17 protein-coding genes are annotated in these 19,302 nt (G+C 68.1%); 4 read left to right on the top strand and 13 right to left on the bottom strand.

Annotation, left to right across the window (positions count from 1 at the left end; translation table 11 throughout):
• Positions 1-54: 54 nt before the first annotated feature.
• The gene (locus J2T57_RS06590; RefSeq protein ID WP_253476071.1) at positions 55-1,209 is read left to right on the top strand and encodes a hypothetical protein; all 1,155 of its coding nucleotides are present in this window, start codon (positions 55-57) and stop codon (positions 1,207-1,209) included.
• A gap of 8 nt (positions 1,210-1,217) precedes the next feature.
• Here the strand turns inward: J2T57_RS06590 and J2T57_RS06585 are convergent, their stop codons facing one another.
• Genes J2T57_RS06585 through J2T57_RS06570 form a run of 4 tightly spaced genes read right to left on the bottom strand, consistent with a single transcriptional unit; the run spans position 1,218 to position 6,500 of the window.
• Positions 1,218-2,006, bottom strand: a complete 789-nt coding sequence (locus J2T57_RS06585) for a hypothetical protein (protein ID WP_253476068.1) — start codon at positions 2,004-2,006, stop codon at positions 1,218-1,220.
• Complete coding sequence (locus tag J2T57_RS06580; protein ID WP_253476065.1) at positions 2,003-3,949, bottom strand: AAA family ATPase; 1,947 nt, start codon at positions 3,947-3,949, stop codon at positions 2,003-2,005. Before J2T57_RS06580 ends, J2T57_RS06585 begins: the two co-directional genes overlap by 4 nt.
• Positions 3,946-4,296, bottom strand: a complete 351-nt coding sequence (locus J2T57_RS06575; RefSeq protein ID WP_253476061.1) for a hypothetical protein — start codon at positions 4,294-4,296, stop codon at positions 3,946-3,948. Before J2T57_RS06575 ends, J2T57_RS06580 begins: the two co-directional genes overlap by 4 nt.
• A 44-nt stretch (positions 4,297-4,340) precedes the next feature.
• Positions 4,341-6,500 carry an ATP-dependent helicase gene (locus J2T57_RS06570; RefSeq protein ID WP_253476059.1) on the bottom strand — a complete coding sequence of 720 codons (2,160 nt, stop codon included), beginning with the start codon at positions 6,498-6,500 and terminating at the stop codon, positions 4,341-4,343.
• Positions 6,501-6,646: 146 nt separating this feature from the next.
• Here J2T57_RS06570 and J2T57_RS06565 point away from each other — a divergent pair, with 146 nt between their 5' ends.
• Positions 6,647-7,105: a lytic transglycosylase domain-containing protein gene (locus J2T57_RS06565; RefSeq protein WP_253476797.1), complete on the top strand. Its 459-nt coding sequence runs from the start codon at positions 6,647-6,649 to the stop codon at positions 7,103-7,105.
• A 28-nt stretch (positions 7,106-7,133) separates the two neighbouring features.
• Positions 7,134-9,737 (top strand): DNA topoisomerase, encoded by a 2,604-nt coding sequence (locus J2T57_RS06560; protein WP_253476056.1) that lies wholly within the window; start codon positions 7,134-7,136, stop codon positions 9,735-9,737.
• A gap of 43 nt (positions 9,738-9,780) precedes the next feature.
• On the opposite strand, the gene J2T57_RS06555 is transcribed toward J2T57_RS06560, so the two are convergent.
• Genes J2T57_RS06555 through J2T57_RS06540 form a run of 4 tightly spaced genes read right to left on the bottom strand, consistent with a single transcriptional unit; the run spans position 9,781 to position 12,208 of the window.
• Complete coding sequence (locus tag J2T57_RS06555) at positions 9,781-10,680, bottom strand: hypothetical protein (protein WP_253476053.1); 900 nt, start codon at positions 10,678-10,680, stop codon at positions 9,781-9,783.
• Entirely contained in the window at positions 10,677-11,486 is an 810-nt protein-coding gene (locus J2T57_RS06550; protein ID WP_253476050.1) for an EAL domain-containing protein, read from the bottom strand. The genes J2T57_RS06555 and J2T57_RS06550 overlap by 4 nt, the downstream gene beginning before the upstream one ends.
• A 36-nt stretch (positions 11,487-11,522) precedes the next feature.
• Positions 11,523-11,831: a hypothetical protein gene (locus J2T57_RS06545; protein ID WP_253476048.1), complete on the bottom strand. Its 309-nt coding sequence runs from the start codon at positions 11,829-11,831 to the stop codon at positions 11,523-11,525.
• Positions 11,828-12,208, bottom strand: a complete 381-nt coding sequence (locus tag J2T57_RS06540; RefSeq protein WP_253476045.1) for a hypothetical protein — start codon at positions 12,206-12,208, stop codon at positions 11,828-11,830. The genes J2T57_RS06545 and J2T57_RS06540 overlap by 4 nt, the downstream gene beginning before the upstream one ends.
• 116 nt (positions 12,209-12,324) lie before the next feature.
• Between J2T57_RS06540 and J2T57_RS06535 the strand changes: the two genes are divergently transcribed.
• Positions 12,325-12,822 (top strand): hypothetical protein, encoded by a 498-nt coding sequence (locus J2T57_RS06535; protein ID WP_253476042.1) that lies wholly within the window; start codon positions 12,325-12,327, stop codon positions 12,820-12,822.
• Positions 12,823-12,876: 54 nt separating this feature from the next.
• Here the strand turns inward: J2T57_RS06535 and J2T57_RS06530 are convergent, their stop codons facing one another.
• From J2T57_RS06530 to J2T57_RS06510, 5 genes are all read right to left on the bottom strand, one after another.
• A complete protein-coding gene (locus J2T57_RS06530) occupies positions 12,877-14,112 on the bottom strand; it encodes a hypothetical protein (protein WP_253476039.1) in 1,236 nt (411 codons plus the stop codon).
• A gap of 275 nt (positions 14,113-14,387) precedes the next feature.
• Positions 14,388-16,619 carry a DEAD/DEAH box helicase gene (locus J2T57_RS06525; protein ID WP_253476037.1) on the bottom strand — a complete coding sequence of 744 codons (2,232 nt, stop codon included), beginning with the start codon at positions 16,617-16,619 and terminating at the stop codon, positions 14,388-14,390.
• Complete coding sequence (locus J2T57_RS06520) at positions 16,616-17,116, bottom strand: hypothetical protein (protein WP_253476035.1); 501 nt, start codon at positions 17,114-17,116, stop codon at positions 16,616-16,618. The genes J2T57_RS06525 and J2T57_RS06520 overlap by 4 nt, the downstream gene beginning before the upstream one ends.
• Positions 17,117-17,182: 66 nt before the next feature.
• The gene (locus J2T57_RS06515) at positions 17,183-18,097 is read right to left on the bottom strand and encodes a hypothetical protein (protein ID WP_253476033.1); all 915 of its coding nucleotides are present in this window, start codon (positions 18,095-18,097) and stop codon (positions 17,183-17,185) included.
• A complete protein-coding gene (locus J2T57_RS06510; RefSeq protein WP_253476031.1) occupies positions 18,090-19,241 on the bottom strand; it encodes a hypothetical protein in 1,152 nt (383 codons plus the stop codon). Before J2T57_RS06510 ends, J2T57_RS06515 begins: the two co-directional genes overlap by 8 nt.
• Positions 19,242-19,302: the final 61 nt, after the last annotated feature.

Genomic DNA, 19,302 nt, shown 5'->3' with positions numbered 1-19,302 from the left:
AAATATATTAAAATAATAAGAGCGAAACTAATCGAGACACAGGGAGGCGCTCCGATGGCGCAGGACCAGGACAAGATTTTCCGCGATACCGCCGATGTGCCGCCATCTCTGGACGACATGGACCAGGAGATGCCGGACTTCGGCCCCGAGCCGCCACCCGAGTTCGGCCCCGAGGTTCCATCGGGCCCCGAGTATGACTCGGAGACCCCGTTTGGGGCAGAGGCGGGCGGTGAGGCCGATGGCCCCGACCCCGACTTCAACTTCTCCCCGGACGAGATCCTCGCAATGTCGATCGAGGGCCTGCCAAAGCCACACCTCGGGCTCGATACCGCGATCACGCGGGCCGATCTCGAGACGGTGCTGAACGTCTGCCGCACCAAGGGTGCATCCCGCGGCGATGAGTGTGCGGTGGTTGACCGTCTCGCCGAGGCCATCCGCCCGCTCTCCGGGAAGGACAAGCTCACGCTGCGCAAGGTCGACGAGCTCTCGGGACTGAACGTCTTTGGCCCGCCGCCGGAGCCGGCTGCCTTTGCGAGCCAGGCCGCGAGCGCCGCTGCCGAGGCGGCCCCGGAGGCGCGCGCCGAGCCGGGCTCGCCTGCGGCCAACCGGCTGGACGGCGAGGAGCCAGTGGCCTCGCCCGAGGAGAAGGGGAAGGAGAAGCAGCCGCCCGGTCCGCCCTCGGTCATCGGTGCGCTCAGCATGCTCGCCTCCCCGGTGGCGACGGCGATTCGCACGCTGACCCGCCCGGCGAGGCCCTTCAACCTTGAAACCGCGGTTGGCGCCAAGCTGAACCGCCTCGACGGCAGCCGCAAGGCCCTTCGCGCCAATCTCCAGCAGATCGAGCTCGGTGTGGACGCCAAGGGCAACCCGCTCAGCGATCGCGCCATGCGCCGCCTGGCAGGCCGCCTGCCGGTCGGTCTTGATCGCTACGGCAAGGAGATGCAGCGGCTTGAAAAGCTAAACGCCCCTGGCGCGAAGCTCAGCGAGGAAACCCGCCAGCGCGTCCTCGAGCAGAGCAAGCTCGGCAAGAGCCTCGCCGATGACATGAACCGCTTTGCCAGCGAGCAGAAGCACGGGCCGCTGCGTAAGCAGATGGAGGCGCTCCAGAAGGCCGCCGCCGCGCTCGCCGAGACGCTCGCCAAGCTCTTCAAGACCCTGATGGGTGGTCTTCGCAAGGGTGGCAGCGAGCCGGCACCGCCAACACCCTGAGTGTGCGGCTAGTCGCTGGACGCCATCGCGGCCTCAAGCAGCTCCCCCACCTGGGCGCGGAGTAACTCCTCCGCGCCCAGCCCATCGAGCACCTGCTCAATCTCATCAATAAGCCTGCCCCGGCCGTCATCATCGCCCGCATGCTCGCCGCGCCCGGAGGCTTCTGCGAGTGCCAGCGCAAAGGCGCTCGCCTGGCCGCCAAGGCGCTCGATCAGCGCATCCGGATGGGCCTCGCCCTGCGGCTCCTCAAGGGGTTCCAGGTCCAGCGGCCGGTGCTCGATCAGCCCCGTCGCGCCGCCCTCGCGCTGCCAGACGAGATAGCAGGCAATCCCCTCCTCGCGAATGCCATAGCCGCCTTCACCGCGCAGGATGAGCGGCGCCTCCTCGCCATCCTCACCCCGCAGCCAAAGCCCGGGCGCACGCGTCTCGCGCGCCGCCGCGAAGGCGAGCGTCTGCCCATCGCCGATCGGCACGCTGAGGCCGACCGTCGCCACACCGCTCACCGAGAGGATGGCGAGCAGGTCCTGGGCCTCGCCCATCGGGGCGCCGCGGTGATCGGCCGGCATCACCGCCACGTCGCGCCCGGCGATCGCCTCGATCAGCGCGGCCCAGGCGCTACTGTCCGACCAGCGCAGCAGCGTGCGCCCGAAGAGCACCGGTCGCAAACGCTCCGCCGCCGCCTCCTCGAGGAAGACCCCCAGCGCGGTCAGCGCCGCCGCGCCTGGCGCATCCCCGCCGCGCAGGCTGCCAAGAAGCAGGTCCGGCAGGATTGCCACGCCGCGATAGTGTCCGCTCATGCAATGCGCCCCCCGTGGTGGTGATGATGCCCTGCGTCCGTCTGCGGGCGCAGGCAGAGCGGGCAGTGCCCGCCGGCCTCGGTCATGAGCGCCGCGCGCTCGTCATCGATCGCGGCAAGCCGCCTGGCACCCTCCTCGCTCGCACGCGCGCTCTCCGCCACCTGGCGTTCGATCGCGGCGGAGCGCTCGACCAGAGAGCGCATCAGCGCCGTATCGCGGGCCGCCCGTGCCGCGGGAAGGGTCAGGCTCTCGACGCCGGCCAGGGCCTCGATGCGGGCGCTGAGCCTGCCGAGATCCCGGCCCAACCGGGCAATTGCCCGCGGGCGCCCTGTGTCGAGCTTGCGCTCGGCGAGCGGCCCCGGCAGTGCGCGGATGGCTTTCGCCCTGGCAGTGAGCACCTCGAGCCTCGCCATGGTCGCGTACAGGCGCCCGGGGCGCTCGCGGGCTGCCGCATCAAGCCCCGCCTCGGGCGCAATCGGGCCCTGCGGCAGGCTTGCCAGTGCACCCAGGCGCGCCGCGTTCGCGGCGATGGCCTGGCCGCTCTGGCGGATCGCCGCGGCGCGCTCGCGTGCTGCCGCACTCGCCTGCATCCGCTCGGCGAGCGCTCGCAGGGCGGTGATCCGCTCATCGATGCCCCGAAGGGTTGCGAGTTGCAGCTTGACCCCGCGGAGCGCGCGCTCAGCGCGTGCCACCTCCTGGCGGCACTGGCGCACCCGCTCGGTGTGGGCGCGTACCAGGCGTGCGGCATGATCGCCTTCGCGGCCAAGCGAGAGGAGCTCCGCGCGCTGGTAGGTGGAGGTCTCCGCGCCGATCATGAAAAGCGGCGCGGCCTGCTCGCCGATGTGCAGATCGATGTCCGGGGCGGGCGGCATCGCCAGGTGATCGCTCACCCAGGCGGGCACGGCGGTGCCGCTGTCGCTCGCCGCGATCTCGCTGCCATCGGCCTCGAGCAGCGTGTAGGTACTCTTGCGGGCGCCCTTGCGGCGGTAGCGATAGCAGAGGGTCCGGCCCTCCTCGAGCCCAATCTCCACCTCGGCGCTGTCGTCCTGCTGGCCGATCAGCCCGGCAAAGCCCGCATTGTCTCGCGCCGCGCGCAGCGCGTGGACAATGGTCGACTTGCCGATGTCGTTATCGCCGGTGATGATGTTGAGCCCCGGCGAGAGTGCCAGTCGGGTGCTCGCATGCTGGCGGACGTTGCGAAGCCGGATGTGAGTGAGCCCAACGCCCTCGAGCCAGTCCTCGACCCCCGCCTCGCCCTCCCAGCCGACGAATGCGCTGTCCGCAGGTGCGTCGCTCGCCTCCACCTCGATCTGCCCGCGCGCACAGCGCAGGTGCAGCACACGGCCGAAGGGGGCGAGCAGTGCTGGCTTGTGGTGGCTGACGTAGAGCACCTGTACGCCGATCCGCCGGGCGAGTTCGCCCATGGCGCGCGCGAGCGCCGGGACGTAGTCCTCGCGCAGCCAGCAGTCGGGTTCGTCGAGGACAAGGAGACGGCGCTCGCGGCTTCGTGCAAGCACAATGAAGCGCAGCCCGATAGAGAGGAGATTCTGTACGCTGCCGCCCTTGTCCCGCAGCACGCTCTCGCGGCGTAGCCGCTCCCCCTCTCCCGTTTCGATCACCACCTCGAGCCAGCGGCGATTGTTCTTGACCCCCGTCTCGATGACCACGCGGTCCTGCGTGCCTGGCATGACCTCGCGCAGCAGCGTTGTCAGCAACTCCTCGAAGAGCGCGCGGCTGTTGCGGGTGAGGTTGTCCTGGGCACGATTGAGAACGTCCAGGATGGCGTCCTTCTGGTCGAGATAGGCGCGGTCGCGCTCGAGCGAGAGGATGAGTCCGGCCTTCTCCTCGATAAGGCGCTCGCGCACGCCCTCCATGCGCCCGAAGCGCTCGCGGCAGCGCTCAAGGCGCAGTCGCTGCGCCTCGGCCTTCTCAAGCGCGCTCACTGCCCGCCCTGCTCGGCGCGCTGGTTCTGCTGCTGATGCTGCTGGTAGGAAGCCTCGATGCGGGCCTGTGCCGCCTCGGCCTCGGCAATCTCCGCCTCGAAGCGCTCGAGGCTGCGGCCGAGGTCCTGCATCGCGCCGTTGTAGAGCTCGCGCAGGGCGTTGAGGTCACTGGTGCCAAACGCCTCCATGGCCTCCCGGGCGAGCTGCTCGCGCTGTGCCTCGAGTTGCTCGCGCTCGGCCTGGCGCCGGATCAGCCACTGGTTCAGCTGCTCCCGGCGGGCGTTGCACTGATTGATGCGCTCGACGATGCCGCCCTGCGCCGCTGACGAATCAGGTGCCTGGGTCATTCGCAGTCTCCGGTTGGAATGACCTTTAATATAGCATTAATGTATTAATTTGTCAATCCGCGGCCGTGATTCCCGCCGCCGTTGTTGCCGGGGTCTCGGTGATGCGGGTAGTAGCGGCGCGGCACCCGGGTGACTGACTCGATCTCCTCAAGGAATGGCGAGGCGCCCACCTGGGCGCGCTGGCCGAACTCAAGGCGGGAGTTCGAGTAGGTCATGATGAGCTCGTTCTGCGCGCGGGTCATGGCGACATAGAGAATGCGCCGCTCCTCGTCGATCAGCGCCTCCTGCTCGGTGCCTGGCATCGCCTTGCTGTCGAGGCCGATGATGAAGACGGTGGGGAACTCCAGGCCCTTGGAGGCGTGGATGGTCATCAGCCGCACCCGCGCCATGCGCTCGCGCTCCGACTCGTTGCTGTCCTGCTCCATCAGGGTGAAGTTGTCGAAGATGTCGGCGACGGTCTGGCCATTCTTCAGGCCCTGCTCGAAGCGCTCGAAGACGGTGGCGACGTTCGCGACCTGGGCCTCGAACACGGCATCGGCGTTCGGCTCCTTGCTGCGGCTTGCGGCAAGCGCGAGCTTCGGTCGCAGGTAGCGGTCCCAGAGGGCGCCAAGCACCTCGCGGACGAAGGCGGGGTCATCGCCATAGTGCACGCACTCGCGAAGCGCCTCGCGCAGCCCGACGAAGGGGGCGATCTTGGTGGCGGAGTCCTTGAGCGGATAGGCGCCATCGACCTTCTTGCCCTGGGTCAGGCGCTCTTCGGCCATCTGATCGAGCAGGCGCGCCACGTCGATGTTCCTGTCCATGTACTGCTTCTTGGCGCGCTCATCGGAGAGGCCCATGCGCGTGCACTTGAGCACCCGATAGCCGTCCTCCTGGGCGCGGTTCTTGAAGATGAAGCGCAGCAGCGCGATGGCGTCGCGCACCTCGGCGCGCTCGTAGAAGCTCTTGTCGCCGACCACCATGAAGGGGATGTTCTGGCGGATCATCTCGCGCTCGAGCTGCATCTTCAGCGAGCGGTTGCGATAGAGTACGGCAATCTCCGCGCCCTGGGCGCCGGCCGCGATGCGCTTTCTGATGCCCTCGACCACCACCCGCGCCTCGGCCTCGGCGTCGGCGAAGTCGACCACGCTTGGCTCGCGGGCGGCGGCCTTCGACTCGGCGAGAAGCTGGCCGTCGGAGAGCTTCTGCGGCATGGCCTTGGCGAGCGCGTTGGAGTGGCGGATGATGCCGGCCCCCGAGCGGTAGTTCCGCGGTAGCTCGAAGAGGCGCACGCCGGGGTGGCGCTGGCGCACGGTGAGGAAGATGTGGGTGTCGGCGCCGCGAAAGCCATAGATGCCCTGCTTCTCGTCGCCCACCATGAAGATGTTGCCGTGGCCCTCGGCGATCGCATCCATGATATTCATCTGCACGCGGTTGGTGTCCTGGTACTCATCGAGCATGATGTACTGGAAGCGCTCGCCGAGCTCGCGGGCAATGTGCGGCTCCTGACGGAGCATCTTTGCGGCCACCACCAGGATGTCGTCGAAGTCGATGCCGTTGTGCTCGCGGCAGATGTCCGTGTAGCGCCCCCAGGCGCGGGCGAGGATGCGCTTGAAGAGCGCATCATCCTGCCCCTGGCGGATCGTTGCCGAGTAGTCAAGGACGTCAAGGCCCTTGGCGCGGGCGATGGTGAGCTCCTTCTCGAAGCGCTTCTGCGACCAGTCGTTGTGCTCGATCTGGATCTGATCGTCCTCGGAGAGCTCGCTGAAGGCCTGGCGCAGGTACTTGCTGCTGTCGTTCTGGCTCAGGATCGCGCAGCGGTCCCCATCCGGCCCGTCCTCCATGTTGATGCCGAGGGTCTTGAGCGTCTTCGACTCCGGGTAGCCCTTCAGGATCTGGCTGAAGATGGTGCTATGGAAAGTGCCGGCGACGATATGCTCGCCCTCCGAGCCGCACATATCAAGCAGGCGGTTTCTGATCTCGCCGGCCGCATCATTGGTGAAGGTGACCACGAGGATGTTCGAGGCGTGCACGCCCCGGCGCAGGAGCTCGGCCGCACGGTGGGTCAGGGTCTTGGTCTTCCCCGTGCCCGCACCGGCGACCACCATGACCGGGCCATCGACAGCCATCACCGCGGCGCGCTGCTCGTCGTTGAGACTCGCGTGCAGCGCCTCGGGGTCCATCTCGGTCACCGCCGGCGGCAGCGGCCAGGCCTCATCGAACATGGTGCAGGTCCTCAATGTCGCATGCCCGGTGATGGGCTTGAATAAATATTTTAACTTATATTTTATAACCCCGCCACAGGCAGACTGTCGACTTATTTAGTTTAATGTATAATAATCGCTCCATACCAAGGAGAATCCCGATCGTGATGGCGCCAGACTTTCCACCCGATCCGTCCGGGCATCGCCCGGTGCCGGCCCATGTCCAGGAGCAGTGCGTCAACTATGCGGCTGCGCAATACCAGATCCATCCCCTGGTGCTCCATGCGATTGCGGAAGTCGAGGGCGGGCAGATCGGGATGGCAAGCCGCAACGCAAACGGCACCTATGACCTTGGCGTCATGCAGATCAACACCATCAACCTGCCGCTGATCGAGCGTCACTTCCCGCGGGTTGGCTGGCGCGAGCTCGTCTGGAGCCCGTGCGTGAACATCGCGATCGGCGCCTGGTTCCTGCGCCGCAAGATCGACGAGGTCGGTGGCGATTTCTGGCGCGGGGTGGGCAACTACCACTCCGCAACGCCCCGTCACCACAACCGCTACAAGCGCCTGGTGCATGACACCTACCAGCGCCTGCGGGCCGAGCGCATGGCGCGCGCGGCCAACTAGAGCAACCACCAGGGGGATACAGCCGCGCATGACTGCCGTCATCATCACCGAGAAGAAGGATCAGGCCGAGCATATCGCGAAGGCCCTTGGCATGCGCCTGGGGCGGGGACAGTTCGAGGGCACGCTTGAGGGCCGTGCGGCACGCATGCTCTGGGCGCGCGGGCATCTGCTGACGCTAAAGGGCCCGGAGGAGGTGAAGGAGGGGCTTGGCTGGAGCGACCCCAAGGCGCTTCGGCCGATCCCGCGGGTCTTCGAGACGCGTGTCGCGGAGCTCCCCGGTGCGCCCGCTTCCGCGCAGCCGAAGGTCTATGTAGATCGCATCCGTCAGGCGCTTCGCGGCGCCTCCGAGGTCATCATCGCCACCGACTCCGATCGCGAGGGCGAGGCGATCGGCTGGGAGGTGCTCGAGCACCTTGACTACCAGGGGCGCGTGCGCCGCGCCTGGCTCGCCGAGGGGCTCGACAAGAAGAGCATCCAGAAGGCCTTTTCGAGCCTGCGCGGGCCAGAGGAGACCAAGGGCTGGTTCCGCGCCTCGGAGGCGCGTGCGCGCTCCGACTGGGCCTACATCTTCCCGGTGCGCGCCTACACCTACTATGCAAGCTACAGCTGCCTTGGGCCGAACCTCGGCCGTGGCCAGGGGCGCGCCCGAGTGGTCTCGGTCGGCCGCGTGCAGGCGCCTGCGCTCGCGATGGTGGTGGCGCGGGATCTTGAGATCGAGCAGTTCGTCGCCGTCGACCACTACCGCGTCTACGGGCGCTTTCAGCTCGGTGACGGTGAGGCGCGGGCTGCCTACGACCCGGAGGTGAGTGATGCGCAGATCGCCGCCGCCCCGCCCGGGGTGACCTGGCAGCCGTCAAAGCGCGTGCCGAAAGACGAGGAGTCCGAGCCCCTCGACACGCCGCTTTTCACCGGCGAGGCGGAGGTGGCAGCGTTCGAGGCGCGGCTTCGCGCGGCAGGCGCCGCGAGCCGGGTCGTTCACTACGCCGAGCGCGAGCGAAGCGAGGACCCGCCGAAGACCTTCGAGCTGGTCGACGCCCAGGAGGCGATTGCCCGGGCCTGCGGGATCTCCGCCTCGCTCGCCCAGACCGTGCTCGAGGACCTCTACGAGCAGGGATGGACCTCGTATGCGCGCACCGCCCACTCGGAGCTGCCGGCGAATCTCTATGAGCCGGCTGAGAGAAACGGCATGATCGCTGCCGTGAGCGCGCTGCCGGCGCTCGCCAGCCAGGCCGCCACCGCCAGGGCAATCCACGATGGCGCGCACCCCGACTACCGCCCCTTCCGCCCGGGCGTTTTCTCAAGCAAGCCGATGGAGCACTACGGCATTGTCCCCACCCACCAGGTGATGGGCGAGGCCGCCTTCGCCGCACTCAAGCCCGCGAAAAGCGGGACCTCGGGGCGCATCGAGCACACCGCGGAGCACCTGCGCGAGGCCTACCGCCTGGTCGCCCAGCGCTTCATCCAGGCGCTTTACCCGCCGGCGCGCTTCGCCGTGCAGGAGGCGCGGATCACGGTCCCCTGCCCCGATCTCCTCGGCCATCCCGAGAGCCACTTCAAGGCGCGCGGCCAGCGGCTCATCGATGCCGGCTGGCGGGCTGCCTTCGGTGCCGGTGACAGCGAGGACACGACGCTGCCAAAGGCGGCCGAGGGGGCTGGCTGTGCGCTGATCGATGTCGAGCGCGAGTCCTCGAAGACCTCGCCGCCGCCGCGCTACACCCAGCTCTCCTTCCCCAAGGCGATGAAGAACATTGGTCGCAACGTCCGCGACCCGAAGCTCCGCAAGCTGCTGCGCGACAGTCAGGGCCTGGGGACGCCGGCCACTCGCAGCAAGATCATCGAGACGCTGATCGCCCGAGAGTACGTGGCGGTCGAGCGCGGCGGCAAGCTTGTCTCCCAGCCCAAGGGCCGGGATCTCATCCGCGCGCTGCCACAGTGGCTTGCCTCGCCGGAGACAACGGCGGTCTGGGAGGACTTCCTGGTAAAGATCTGCGCCCAGAAGGATGACGTCCAGGCGATCGACATGCGTGATCGCTTTGTCGAGAAGCAGATTGCAATGATCGAGCGCCACCTCGAGGAGCTCGAGACCCGCCACCTGAACAACCTCGGGCCCCGTCAGCTCACCTCATCGAAAGTGAGCAAGAAAATGGCGGACTTCATTCGCACGCTCGCCGAGCGCAAGGGCATCAGCGTGCCGCGTGGCACGCTGAGCGACCCGGCACTGGCCCGCGCCTTCCTCGATGAGCACGCTCCAAAGCGCGACCCCGGTGACACCGGGCCAAGCGAGGGGCAGCGGGACTTCGCACAGAAGATCATCGCGAGCCTGCCCGCGGGCACCGAGGCGCCCGACGATGTGCTCACCGACCGCGCCGCCTGCAAGCGCTTCATCGACAGCCACAAGGACTACCTGCCGCCCTCGGAAGGCATGGTCCGCTTTGCCCGCACGCTGGCCGAGCGCCTGCCCCCTGAGGAGCGCCCGGACATCGAGGCGATCGTCGCCCACTCGGGCAGCTGCAAGGCCTTCCTGGACAAGCACGCCGGCGCAGCGAAGGGCAAGGGGGGCGCCGGCGGCAAGGGCGCTCCGCGCAAGGGTGCGCCGCGCAAGGGCGGCGCCGGCAGGCCAGGGGCGCGCTAGGCGCACCTGGCAGGCAGGGCTTCAGCGGCGGGTTTGCGCTGCGCTAGCGCGTCGGCGGGGTCGAGCGAAGCCGTGCTGCGGCATCCCGCTCTCTCGCCGCGGCAACCGGGTCTGCCGCGAGCAAGACAGCCCGCAGGTCGTGTGCTGCCGGGAAGCCCCGGGCGCCGAGCGCTTCGAGGGCGGCCAGGGCGGCATCGCGTTGCGCGGCGCCATCAAGCGGGAAGAGTGCGCTCTGGACGCTGAGCCAGGCCGCGGCGAGCTCCTGCTCCGCCGCGCGCCGAGCGACCTCGTCGCGCGCACTGAAGCGTGAATCGACGTAAAGCGCGGCATCCGCCGGATCGAGCAGCCGCCACTCGGCGCGCAGCACCCCCTCGCGGTAGCGGGCATGGCGATCAGTTGGTGGCAGGGCGTGATAGTAGGTGCGGTAGTGGGCGTGGGCGCGGGAGAGATCGCCGGCCCGAAGGGCCAACCCGGCAAGCAGTGGCAGCGCCTCGGTGGCGCCGCCATCGGCCGCCTCGCGCAGGAGCGTCCGTGCCTGCACCGCATCCCCTGCCGCAAGCGCCATCTCACCCTGGCGCAGTGCCGCCTTCGGGCTGCCGATCAGCGACCAGGCCTTGACCACGACCCGCTCGCCCGTTGCGAACATCGGTCCGGAATCAACAAGCGCGGCGATGAAGCCGAATCCGATGGCAGCGGCAAGCAATGCCGGGCGCAGGTGGCGTCGTGCGCCCGAGAAGGCCCATGCCACGGCCGCCAGCACGGCAAGCGCGCGTACCAGGCTGCCCCAGTCGGTCGGCTCGCCGCTAGCCGCCCCGTTCATCACGGCGATGAGCGCCACCTGCAGGCTGGTGAGGCTCGCCAGCGCCGCGGCGCCAGCAATGCTCATGACGAGTGCGATCAGGATGAGCGAGAGGATGCGAAGCGCCTTCCAGACTCCCTTCATGCCCGCAATCCCGCAACGCTCGCGGTGACCGCGAGGCGCTCGCGGTGGCGCGCCGGCAGCAGCTCGCGAAGACGCGCACGCATATCGACATCATCCGAGAAACTCTCCGCCGGTCGGCCGAAGAGATAGCCCTGGGCGTGGGTGATCTCCGGGAATGCGGTGCGCAGGAAGTAGAGCTGCTCGGGGTCCTCCACCCCCTCGGCGACGACGCTTGCGCCGCACTCCGCAGCAAGCTCGATGGCCTCGCGAATCAGGTTGTAGTCAGCGACCGAATCGATCGCCGCGCGCACGACGCCGCGGTCGATCTTGATGCGGCCAACGCCGCTCAGGCGCTCAATCATCTGCACCTGCGCGGGCGTTGCGGCGAAGTCATCGATGGCGATACTCGCGCCGAAGGCGGCGAGCAGCTCGGAGAAGGTCTCCGCGATGGCCGGGGCGCAGAGCGCCTGGCGCTCGGTGACCTCGAACTGGATCGACTCCGGGTGGGGGTGGGTTAGCAGCGCCCGCTCAACCAGGCGCAGGTAGTCGAGCGAGCAAATGCTCTGCGGCGAGACATTGATCGACAGGTGCCGGTGGCGCCCGCTTGCGCGGGCATCGAGTGCCTGGCGGGCGAGCACCAGATTGAGCACCTGGGCGTCAAGCGCCCCCGCCTCGCCGCTGGCCTCGATCCCTGCGATCAGCCCCTCGATGCCGCCCTCAGCCACACCTGGCAGGCGAAAGAGCGCCTCGTGGGCACAGACACGGTGGAGTGGCCCGCAGACGCTGACGATCGGCTGATAGGCGATCGTGGCTTGATTCAGATTCACAGGCCGCTCCCTGTTTCGAATTTTATAATCATTATATTAGAAAAACCGATCTGCAGCGACCCGGTAGGCAAGGCGCATGTAGTGCGCAGCGAAGCCTGCCACCAGCAGGACCGGCGTCAGCCCGCCGAGCAGCGGGAAGGCAAGGGTTGCGGTGAGCATGGTGGCCGGTGCGATCCAGTGCTCCCGCAGCGCACCGGGCAGTCGACTCGCGCGGTGGCGCGCGCGCAGCCGCGCCTCGAGGTCGATGGCGGCGGCAAGCGTGATGCCGGCAAGGCTCGACAGGGCGAGGGTGGGCAGGGCCGTCGCTGCCAGGATGAGCTGAATGATCCGGTGGGCCCGCGTCATGCCAGCACCCCCGCTTCCCCCTCGCCGGCCGCCTGCGCGGCGCGGTACTGGGGGCAGTCGCGCTCACCGCGCCACCAGTACCACTGAATGGCATGCGGGGCGAGCGCCTCGAGGGCCGGCGTGCCTGCCAGCGCGCCGGAGAGCAGACACGGCTTGATCTCGCCGGCGTGCTGGAAGCACTCGACAGCGCAGGGCTCGCGCAGCTCGGCGAACGCCAGGCGCAGCGCCTCGACCTCAAGGTCAAGCGCGCACCCGGCGATCAGCTTGCCGCCGATCCGCCGCTCGTGGAGCCCGTGGGTCAGCACCGCCCCCCAGGGCGAGGCAAGCCCTGGGCGGTGACGGGTGTACATGACGATTGATACGCGCTTTAGGCTCATACGCTCCGCCCTGTTGGAATCATTAAATAATAACCAGTATTTTATTTTTGGTCAAGGATGGCCTGGTTGCGGCGATTGGTTTATTATATGGATTGAATCAAAAAAGTGGGGGTTCCATGGAACGCAAGGTTCTGCGCTCGGCCATTGCCCGCCCGGCGCCATCCGGTGTGGCTATTGCGGTTCGTCGCGAGCAGGTGAGGCGCGCACGCGTCCGCCGGCGACGGCTTGTCGCCGGCACGGGGCTCGTCGGGCTGGGCGCTGCCCTGGTCGGCCTTGCCTTTGTGACCCAGGCGTTGCCGGGGTGGGTGGTCCTCAATACCGTGCGGGTGCTCAACGCCGGGCTCCCCTTCGAGGCGGTCCTGCCGGCCTCCCAGTCGCTGCTTGCCAATGGGCGCGTTGCGCCGGTTGCAGGCTTCGTGATGTACGCGCAGCTGCTGCTTGGCGCACTTGCCGCCTACCTGGGGGGCTTTCTGATCGCCAATGCGCGCTACCCGGAGCGGCGGCTGAAGAGTCTCCTGACGGTGGGCTACTGGACGCAGTTCCGCGCCGGCTTTGCGATGCCGGTCAGTCGCAGGCGCGACAGCGCGACCACGCGACAGGAGTCCGCCAGCTAAAAAACGCCCCCGGCGGCTTGCCGGGGGCGCTGTTCTCGGGCAGGTTGGAGTGCCTCAGGCGGCGTGGCCGTGGAGCTTTCGCATCGCCTCGAGCTTCTTCACCCTGCTCTGCACAGCCTCGGAGTCGTCGCCGGCGATCTCGCGCTGGCGCTCGATCGCCTCCTCGAGTTCGCGGAAGAGATCCTCGACCTCGGCCTCCTTCGCGCGCAGCTCCTCGGTACGCTTGCTGGTCTGCGCCTTGGTCGTGGTCGCCTTGCGCACCGGCCGTGCCGCGCCCTTGGCAGTGGTCTTCTTGCTCTCGACCAGCTCGACCTGCTCCTCGATTGCCTTCTCCAGGCGGCGCAGGCTCTTCGCCTCGCTCGAGTTGCGGGGGAGCGCCTGCTGCTTGATCTCGGCGCGAAGCTCACGGGCGTTGTCGCGCAGCTTCTTCAGCTTGCGCTCCGCGCGCCCAGCAGGGCTCATGCGCGCCTCGAACTGCTTGATCAGCTGCGTGATCTCGGCGATCTCCTTGCGCTCGATGGCGATTTTCTCGGCCTTGCTGCGGGCCTTGCGGCCACGGATCTTGCCGTTCGCGGTGATGTTCCGCGGCGTCTCCTTGTTGGGGAGCTGCTCGAACTCCGCCAGGCGCTGCTCGGCAATCTTCAGCCGGCGGTCGAGTTGGCCCAGCGTGTCGAGCTTGCGGCGCCCGGCACGGGCCCGCCCGGCATCGGGATCCGCAACATCGTCGGCGTCGATGGGCTTCATGCGCCGCTTGGAGCGCAGCGCATTGAGCTCGGCGAGCGCACCCATCATCGCTTCCTCGGCGCGGTGCACGTGGATTTCAATTGGCAGCGGCGGGCGGCCAACCGAATTGACCTTGAGCTCCGCGGGCATCTTGTCCCACTCATCATAGGTCGCACCGAGATCCGGCAGGGCATTGAACTGGTCCTGCACCTGCTTCTCCTCGCGCCGGGCGGCCCGGAAGGCCTGCTTCGCGGCCTTGATCTGGCCTGCCTTGGCGCCGTCCCGGGACTCGACTTCCTCGACCACCCGGCGCGCCTCGCTGACGCGAGCCTTCGCGGCGTCAAGGCGCTTGGCGACACGCATCCGGTCGGAGGCCACCTTGCGCACGGCACGTCCACGCGGCGTGCGCTCCTCCTCGGGGAGCAGACTCAGCAAGCCCTCAAGCTCGCTCTCACGCGCCTCAAGCTCCTCGCGGGCCCGAACCACGGCGCGCTCAAGCACCGTCTTCTCATCCTCTTTCGGACGACCCCGTCCATCGCTTTGCTTCTTGGCGGCTGCTTCTGCCATGTCAATCAACCTCTTGGGTCTGTGTTACCGGGAAGTGAGAGGCCCTCTGGGCCATCTCGACCATCTACAATACCTTCAATGCCACGAAGTATAGGGGCAAATTTCATATTCTGCAAATTACATCGCGTCAAGTTTTTATATTTTTTACCTTCAATTCTTTTTTACATGAAAAACAAATACTTGAAGTTGCAGATAGGCGACGTCACGGGGGCTTGACAGGGTCGGCGCTAGTAGATGTGCCAGTAGGGGCAAAATTACAGAAGCACTAAATTAACTCAGGCCGCCACGGCTGTGGCTAGCAGGGACTCGATGTCCTCCGGCGTCACCTTTGCACCGCGGAAGAGGCCGGACTCAAAGCCGCTCTGCTCCTCGGCGCCGCGGGCAAGGCGCCCGAAGCCGCGCTGGCGCAGCTCGCCCTGTGCGATCTCAAAGCCGTCATTGGTCCCGAGCACGAGCTCAAGGCGCGCGCGGGTCTCCGGCTGGAGCTGGTCGAGCGGGCGATCGGCGCCCATCACGAAGGTCCCGTTGCCGCCCTTTCGCGCCAGGCGCCCACGGATCTGGTGGAGGGTCATGGCGCCGTAGACGTTGGCGTCGACGACGTAGAGGAAGCGAAGGTCGGGGATGGTGATGCCGATCTCGAGCACCGAGGTGCTCACCACCACATCGAAGGCGCCGGCCTTGATGGCGGCGATGCGCTGGACCTTGTCATCGCGCTTGAGCCCGCCATGGAGCATGCCGACCCGGCCCGGGAAGCGGCGCTCGAAGGCGAGCGCGGCGTCGGTTACATCGCGGATGCCCGCGGAGATCGCCGTCTCGCCAAGCGCGATGGCCCCGGCTACGCCTGCCTCTGCGAGCACCTGTGCGAGCGTTGCGTCCACCCCGCTCTCGCCGCTGTAGGTCGCCACCAGGTGGCTCTCCAGGGCGACGCCCTGGGCGAGCGCGGCCGGCGGCAGCTGCCGGGGGTCGTTGATCTGGGCGAGGCGACTTGCGCCGTTTGCGCGCATCAGCCTGATGGCCGCCTCGATCTGCCCGCCGGCCCGCGGGATCGCGAGCAGGTACTGGGACTTGTCGCTCTCGCGCGTTGGGTAGAGCACGACTGCCTTGTAGCCGCTGGCAACGGCGCGCTCGATGCCGGCGAGTACGCGCTGGCCCTCATCCGGGCCGATCAGGTGGGAGCGGATGTGCTTTTCAACCGGCATGCTCTGGATCCGGCTGATGCCCTTGTTGCCGAAATTCATGAGTGCGGCGGTGCGCGGGATCGGTGTCGCGGTTGCCTCCAGGCGGTTGGTGCGCGGCCCGACCAGCACCGCACGCTGCTCGGTGCCGAACTTCTGCTGCTCGTCGATGACCAGAAGATCCACCGCCAGCGGCTCGGGCAGGGCCTTCGCCCAGTGGAGGATGGCCGAGGTGCCAACGATCACCGGTTTGCCCGCGAAGGCCTCGGTGCGACCGTGGCCGGAGACCAGCAGCTCCACCGGCAGGCCGGGGAAGAGTTCGCGCAGCTCATCGGCCACCTGGGTTGCGAGCAGCAGGTTCGGCATCATGATGACGCTCTGGTAGCCGGCCTTGCAGGCGGCGGCCGCCGGCAGGCCGTAGGCGAGTGTCTTGCCGGAGCCGACATCGCCTGTCAGCACCCGGTCCATCGGGCGCTCGGCAACCAGGTCCTGGTAGATATCCCAGATGGCGCGGCGCTGGTCGCGAGTCGGCTGGAAGGGCAGCGCCTGGACCAGGGCGGTCAGGGTCTCGAGCGGGATGCAAAGCCCCCCTGCCCCGGTCTGCGCGGACTCGCCGGCCGACTCGCGCCCGGCGTCATCGGGCCGGCAGCGCTCGGTGAGTGCGCCGAGGGCGTTGATCCGCCGCACGGCGTCCATGGCGAAGCCCACATCCTCGGGGGTGATCGGGCGGTGCAGGCGCTCAAGGAGAATGCGAAGCGAGGCGCAGTCAACGCCTGCGCGGCGGAGGATCTCCGCCTCCGGCATGCCGATGGTGCGGATGATGTGCCCGATGCACTCCTCCATGTGGGCCTGCAGGGCGATCAGGACGTAGCGGCCCACCGTCTCCGGTCGCACCGCCTTCTCCTTGCCGGGGTAGCGGGCGACGATTCGCCCGAGCTCGTGGGCGGGGATCAATTCCGGGCTCTTCAGTGTCAGCCGGTCGCCCCAGGTCTCGACCCGGGTCAGCACCGAGATGAAGGACCCCTTGCGAAGCCCCTGCCAGGGTGCGACCAGTCCAAAGACGGTGATCGAAGCCTCGGAGATGCCGTCACTCACCATGAGCGAGGCGCGCGGCGGCTTGCCGGTGTCGCGATAGACCTTCACGCCACTGACAAGCTTGAGGCGCAGAAAGGCGCGCTCGCCGCTTTGCCGTGCACCCTCGAGCGTGCCGGTGGTGCGGCGAAGATCGAGATACTGCTGCGGGGGCAGCAACAGGAGCTCCTCCGGCGCGTTGATACCAAGCGCCTTCAGTCGCCCCATGGCGCGGCCATCAAGGCCCTTGGCGGTGCTCATTGTGCGCGCCCCGCACCGAGTGCTGCATTGCGGCTCTCGATCTGCTCAAGCCAGCGCAGTGCGGCGTCCCGCGGGGGCTCATCGGCGTCGTTGTGGCGGTTGATGGCGTTTAGCACCGCCTCGCAGTAGGCGGTTGCCTCGGGCATCTCGGCCGAGGCCCGGAGCACGCGCTGGTAGCGCGCCTCGCTCGACCACCGCTCAAGCTCGCGGGTGACCGCATGGGGGTCGCTGTTGCTGCGCAACGCCCGCTCGATGAAGGCCGTGCGCGCAGCCATCGCCTCGCGGGCATCGGCAATCGTGCCAAGTGCATAGAGTGCGCGATCGCTGCCGAGCCCTGCCTGGTCCATGCAGGCCGCAATGGCCGGCTCATCCAGGTGGCTGCCAAGGCGGCGCTCGATATCGGCAAGCATCGCCTGGCGATCACTGGCAACGCCAGCACCCGGCACCAGGGCCGGGAGCATGAGTCCTGCAAGAACGGCTGCGGATAGCGCGCGCATGAATCCTCTCTTTAATTGAGTCTTTATTATATTGATCCATGTGCCCGGGCGCAAGGCGCGCTGTCCTCAGTCCGGGGTCAGCAGCGCGCTCAGGCGGCGAAGCTCCCAGGCGATGGCATTGACCTCGCCCTGGCGGCTCGCCAGTGCGGGGGTGCCGCCGGCCATGGCGGCCCGGCGTATCGCGACGAGAATGCACCCCATCTCGCTGTTGGCCCGCCGAACGCGCTCTGCGAGCGAGGCCTGACCCGTCGCCCTCGCCTCCCGAGAGGCGAGGCGAAGCAGCACCTCCGGCATGCAGGCAAGATAGAAGTCGGCGGCCCCGGGGCAGGCATCGGCGAGCTCGCCCACCCAGCGCACCCGGCGCAGGTGGGTGAGGTAGGACTCCTCCAGCGCGGCGGCTCCGAGTGTGCGCAGGGTGCGCAGGAAGGGCGCGCCGATGCCAGCCTGGGGGAGACTTCGCAGCAGTGCCGAGCAGTAGTCGAGGCCAGCACTCTCGCCAAGTGCGCCTGGCAGGATCCACGCACAACCTGCTGCCGCCTCGAGGCGGCTCATGGTGACGCCATGGGCCTCATCCCAGGCCTCGGTGATGGCGCGCGGGGCGAGCGAGCGCGCCCCGACCCGGAGCCTGCTGTCCGGCGGCAGATCACTCACCAGTGACAGCGCCGCGCGCAGCGCCGCGGCACTGCCCCGCAGCGCATCAGTGCCAAGGTCGTGGTGACCCAGGGCGAGAAGCCGGCGCATGGCGATCGGACAGATGCCAAGGAGCAGTGCCGACTCCGCGCCTGCCGGCTCGCGCAGCAGCGCCTCGCAGCCAAGCGCTGCCGCACCGGACGCCTGACGCACGCACTCGGCGATGAGTGTCGCATCATCGACCACGCGCAGTGCGCTGCCTGCCGCGAGGCAGCGCGCTGGCGGTACGCCGCAGGCAAGCGCGAGGCGCCGCACGAGGCGCTCGCGTGCGCAGCCCGATGCGCTAGGCATGGCCAAGGGTCTCCGCGCGCGGCGTGCCGGCCAGCCGATAGATGCCGCGGGCCCACTCGATCTTCTCCTCGCCGTCCTCGCTATCGCAGCCCTTGCCCTCTTCCGGTTCTTTCTCAATGCGGCCAACGAACGGTGCATAGTTGAGCGCCATGGAGAAGCCGAACTTCGCGGTCGGCTCGCCCACCAGGGCGTCCTCCATCTCCTTCTCCCGGCGCATGAGGTCCGTGCCGCCTGCGAGGAAGCGGGCGAGCGCGAACTCCATCTCCGGGAGCACCACCGTGGGGTCGCAGGGGGCGAGTGCCCGCACGATCCCCTGGTCGTCGATGACAAACCGCCCGCTCTGCGCGATGACGCCGCGAAGCGCCTCGATTGTGACCATCTTCGAGTAGGGCCGCGGCGCCTTGTTCCAGGCGCGACTGAGCGCCTGGTGGACGGATTCGATATCCACCGCCTCGCAGACCGAGAAGAGCTTGTCGAGGTTTCTCAGCAGGCGGTTACGCCCGGTTGCGCCGAAGAAAAACCAGGCGCCGTCGCAGACCCAGACGACATCGGCGCGCAGGTTCGCCGCGGCGCGCACGATGCGAAGCCGGTGCTCCCATTGAAGCGCCCCTGGCAGGGCGCTCGCCAGCGCCTCGACGCCGCAGGCGCCGTTATGCGGGACAAGCTGCCGGGCGCGGGAGAGTGCGAACTCAAGGTGCGGGATATCGGCCTCGGAGAGCACCACGCGGCGCTCATCGACGCTGTAGACCGCAGCCTCTGGCGCGGGGGCGTCGAGTACGTCGAAGGCGCGCAGCACGCCCTCGATCCGAAAGCCCGGGGTGATGATGCCGCGCGCGACCAGCGCTGCCTCCAGGGCATCGGCGGCCATGGGGATCAGATCCTCGATCACCGCATGGGCACGACCGAGTACGCCGGGGATCTCGCCGGGTGCCGCGCGCAGCGCGCCGGCCACGCGGTTGGTGATCTGGCGCACGCTCTCGCGGGTCAGGCCGTGGGGCGTGCCGGCGCTCTGCATGGAGCAGCCGCCGCGACCATCGAGCCCGAAGTAGTTGAGGGCGATCTCGTTGTTGCGCTCGCTGCGCGAGCCGGTATCAAGGCGCGCCAGTGCATCGGCGAGCGCCCGCTCAAGAGAGGGAGACGACATGGTGAACCTCTTATTATTGTTATGGGTCCGGTCTTTGTGGCCGGACTCTGGTTCTCACCTG

It is taken from the genome of Natronocella acetinitrilica (genome assembly GCF_024170285.1).
Taxonomy (GTDB): domain Bacteria; phylum Pseudomonadota; class Gammaproteobacteria; order Nitrococcales; family Aquisalimonadaceae; genus Natronocella; species Natronocella acetinitrilica.
Note: the sequence above shows the minus strand (reverse complement) of the source record. Positions and strands in the feature narration are given on the sequence as shown.

Coding starts and splice junctions, on each gene's coding strand:
- J2T57_RS06590 (WP_253476071.1), top strand. CDS start 55: ATGGCGCAGGACCAGGACAAGATTTTCCGCGATACCGCCGATGTGCCG.
- J2T57_RS06585 (WP_253476068.1), bottom strand. CDS start 2,006: ATGAGCGGACACTATCGCGGCGTGGCAATCCTGCCGGACCTGCTTCTT.
- J2T57_RS06575 (WP_253476061.1), bottom strand. CDS start 4,296: ATGACCCAGGCACCTGATTCGTCAGCGGCGCAGGGCGGCATCGTCGAG.
- J2T57_RS06570 (WP_253476059.1), bottom strand. CDS start 6,500: ATGTTCGATGAGGCCTGGCCGCTGCCGCCGGCGGTGACCGAGATGGAC.
- J2T57_RS06565 (WP_253476797.1), top strand. CDS start 6,647: ATGGCGCCAGACTTTCCACCCGATCCGTCCGGGCATCGCCCGGTGCCG.
- J2T57_RS06560 (WP_253476056.1), top strand. CDS start 7,134: ATGACTGCCGTCATCATCACCGAGAAGAAGGATCAGGCCGAGCATATC.
- J2T57_RS06555 (WP_253476053.1), bottom strand. CDS start 10,680: ATGAAGGGAGTCTGGAAGGCGCTTCGCATCCTCTCGCTCATCCTGATC.
- J2T57_RS06545 (WP_253476048.1), bottom strand. CDS start 11,831: ATGACGCGGGCCCACCGGATCATTCAGCTCATCCTGGCAGCGACGGCC.
- J2T57_RS06540 (WP_253476045.1), bottom strand. CDS start 12,208: ATGAGCCTAAAGCGCGTATCAATCGTCATGTACACCCGTCACCGCCCA.
- J2T57_RS06535 (WP_253476042.1), top strand. CDS start 12,325: ATGGAACGCAAGGTTCTGCGCTCGGCCATTGCCCGCCCGGCGCCATCC.
- J2T57_RS06530 (WP_253476039.1), bottom strand. CDS start 14,112: ATGGCAGAAGCAGCCGCCAAGAAGCAAAGCGATGGACGGGGTCGTCCG.
- J2T57_RS06525 (WP_253476037.1), bottom strand. CDS start 16,619: ATGAGCACCGCCAAGGGCCTTGATGGCCGCGCCATGGGGCGACTGAAG.
- J2T57_RS06520 (WP_253476035.1), bottom strand. CDS start 17,116: ATGCGCGCGCTATCCGCAGCCGTTCTTGCAGGACTCATGCTCCCGGCC.
- J2T57_RS06515 (WP_253476033.1), bottom strand. CDS start 18,097: ATGCCTAGCGCATCGGGCTGCGCACGCGAGCGCCTCGTGCGGCGCCTC.
- J2T57_RS06510 (WP_253476031.1), bottom strand. CDS start 19,241: ATGTCGTCTCCCTCTCTTGAGCGGGCGCTCGCCGATGCACTGGCGCGC.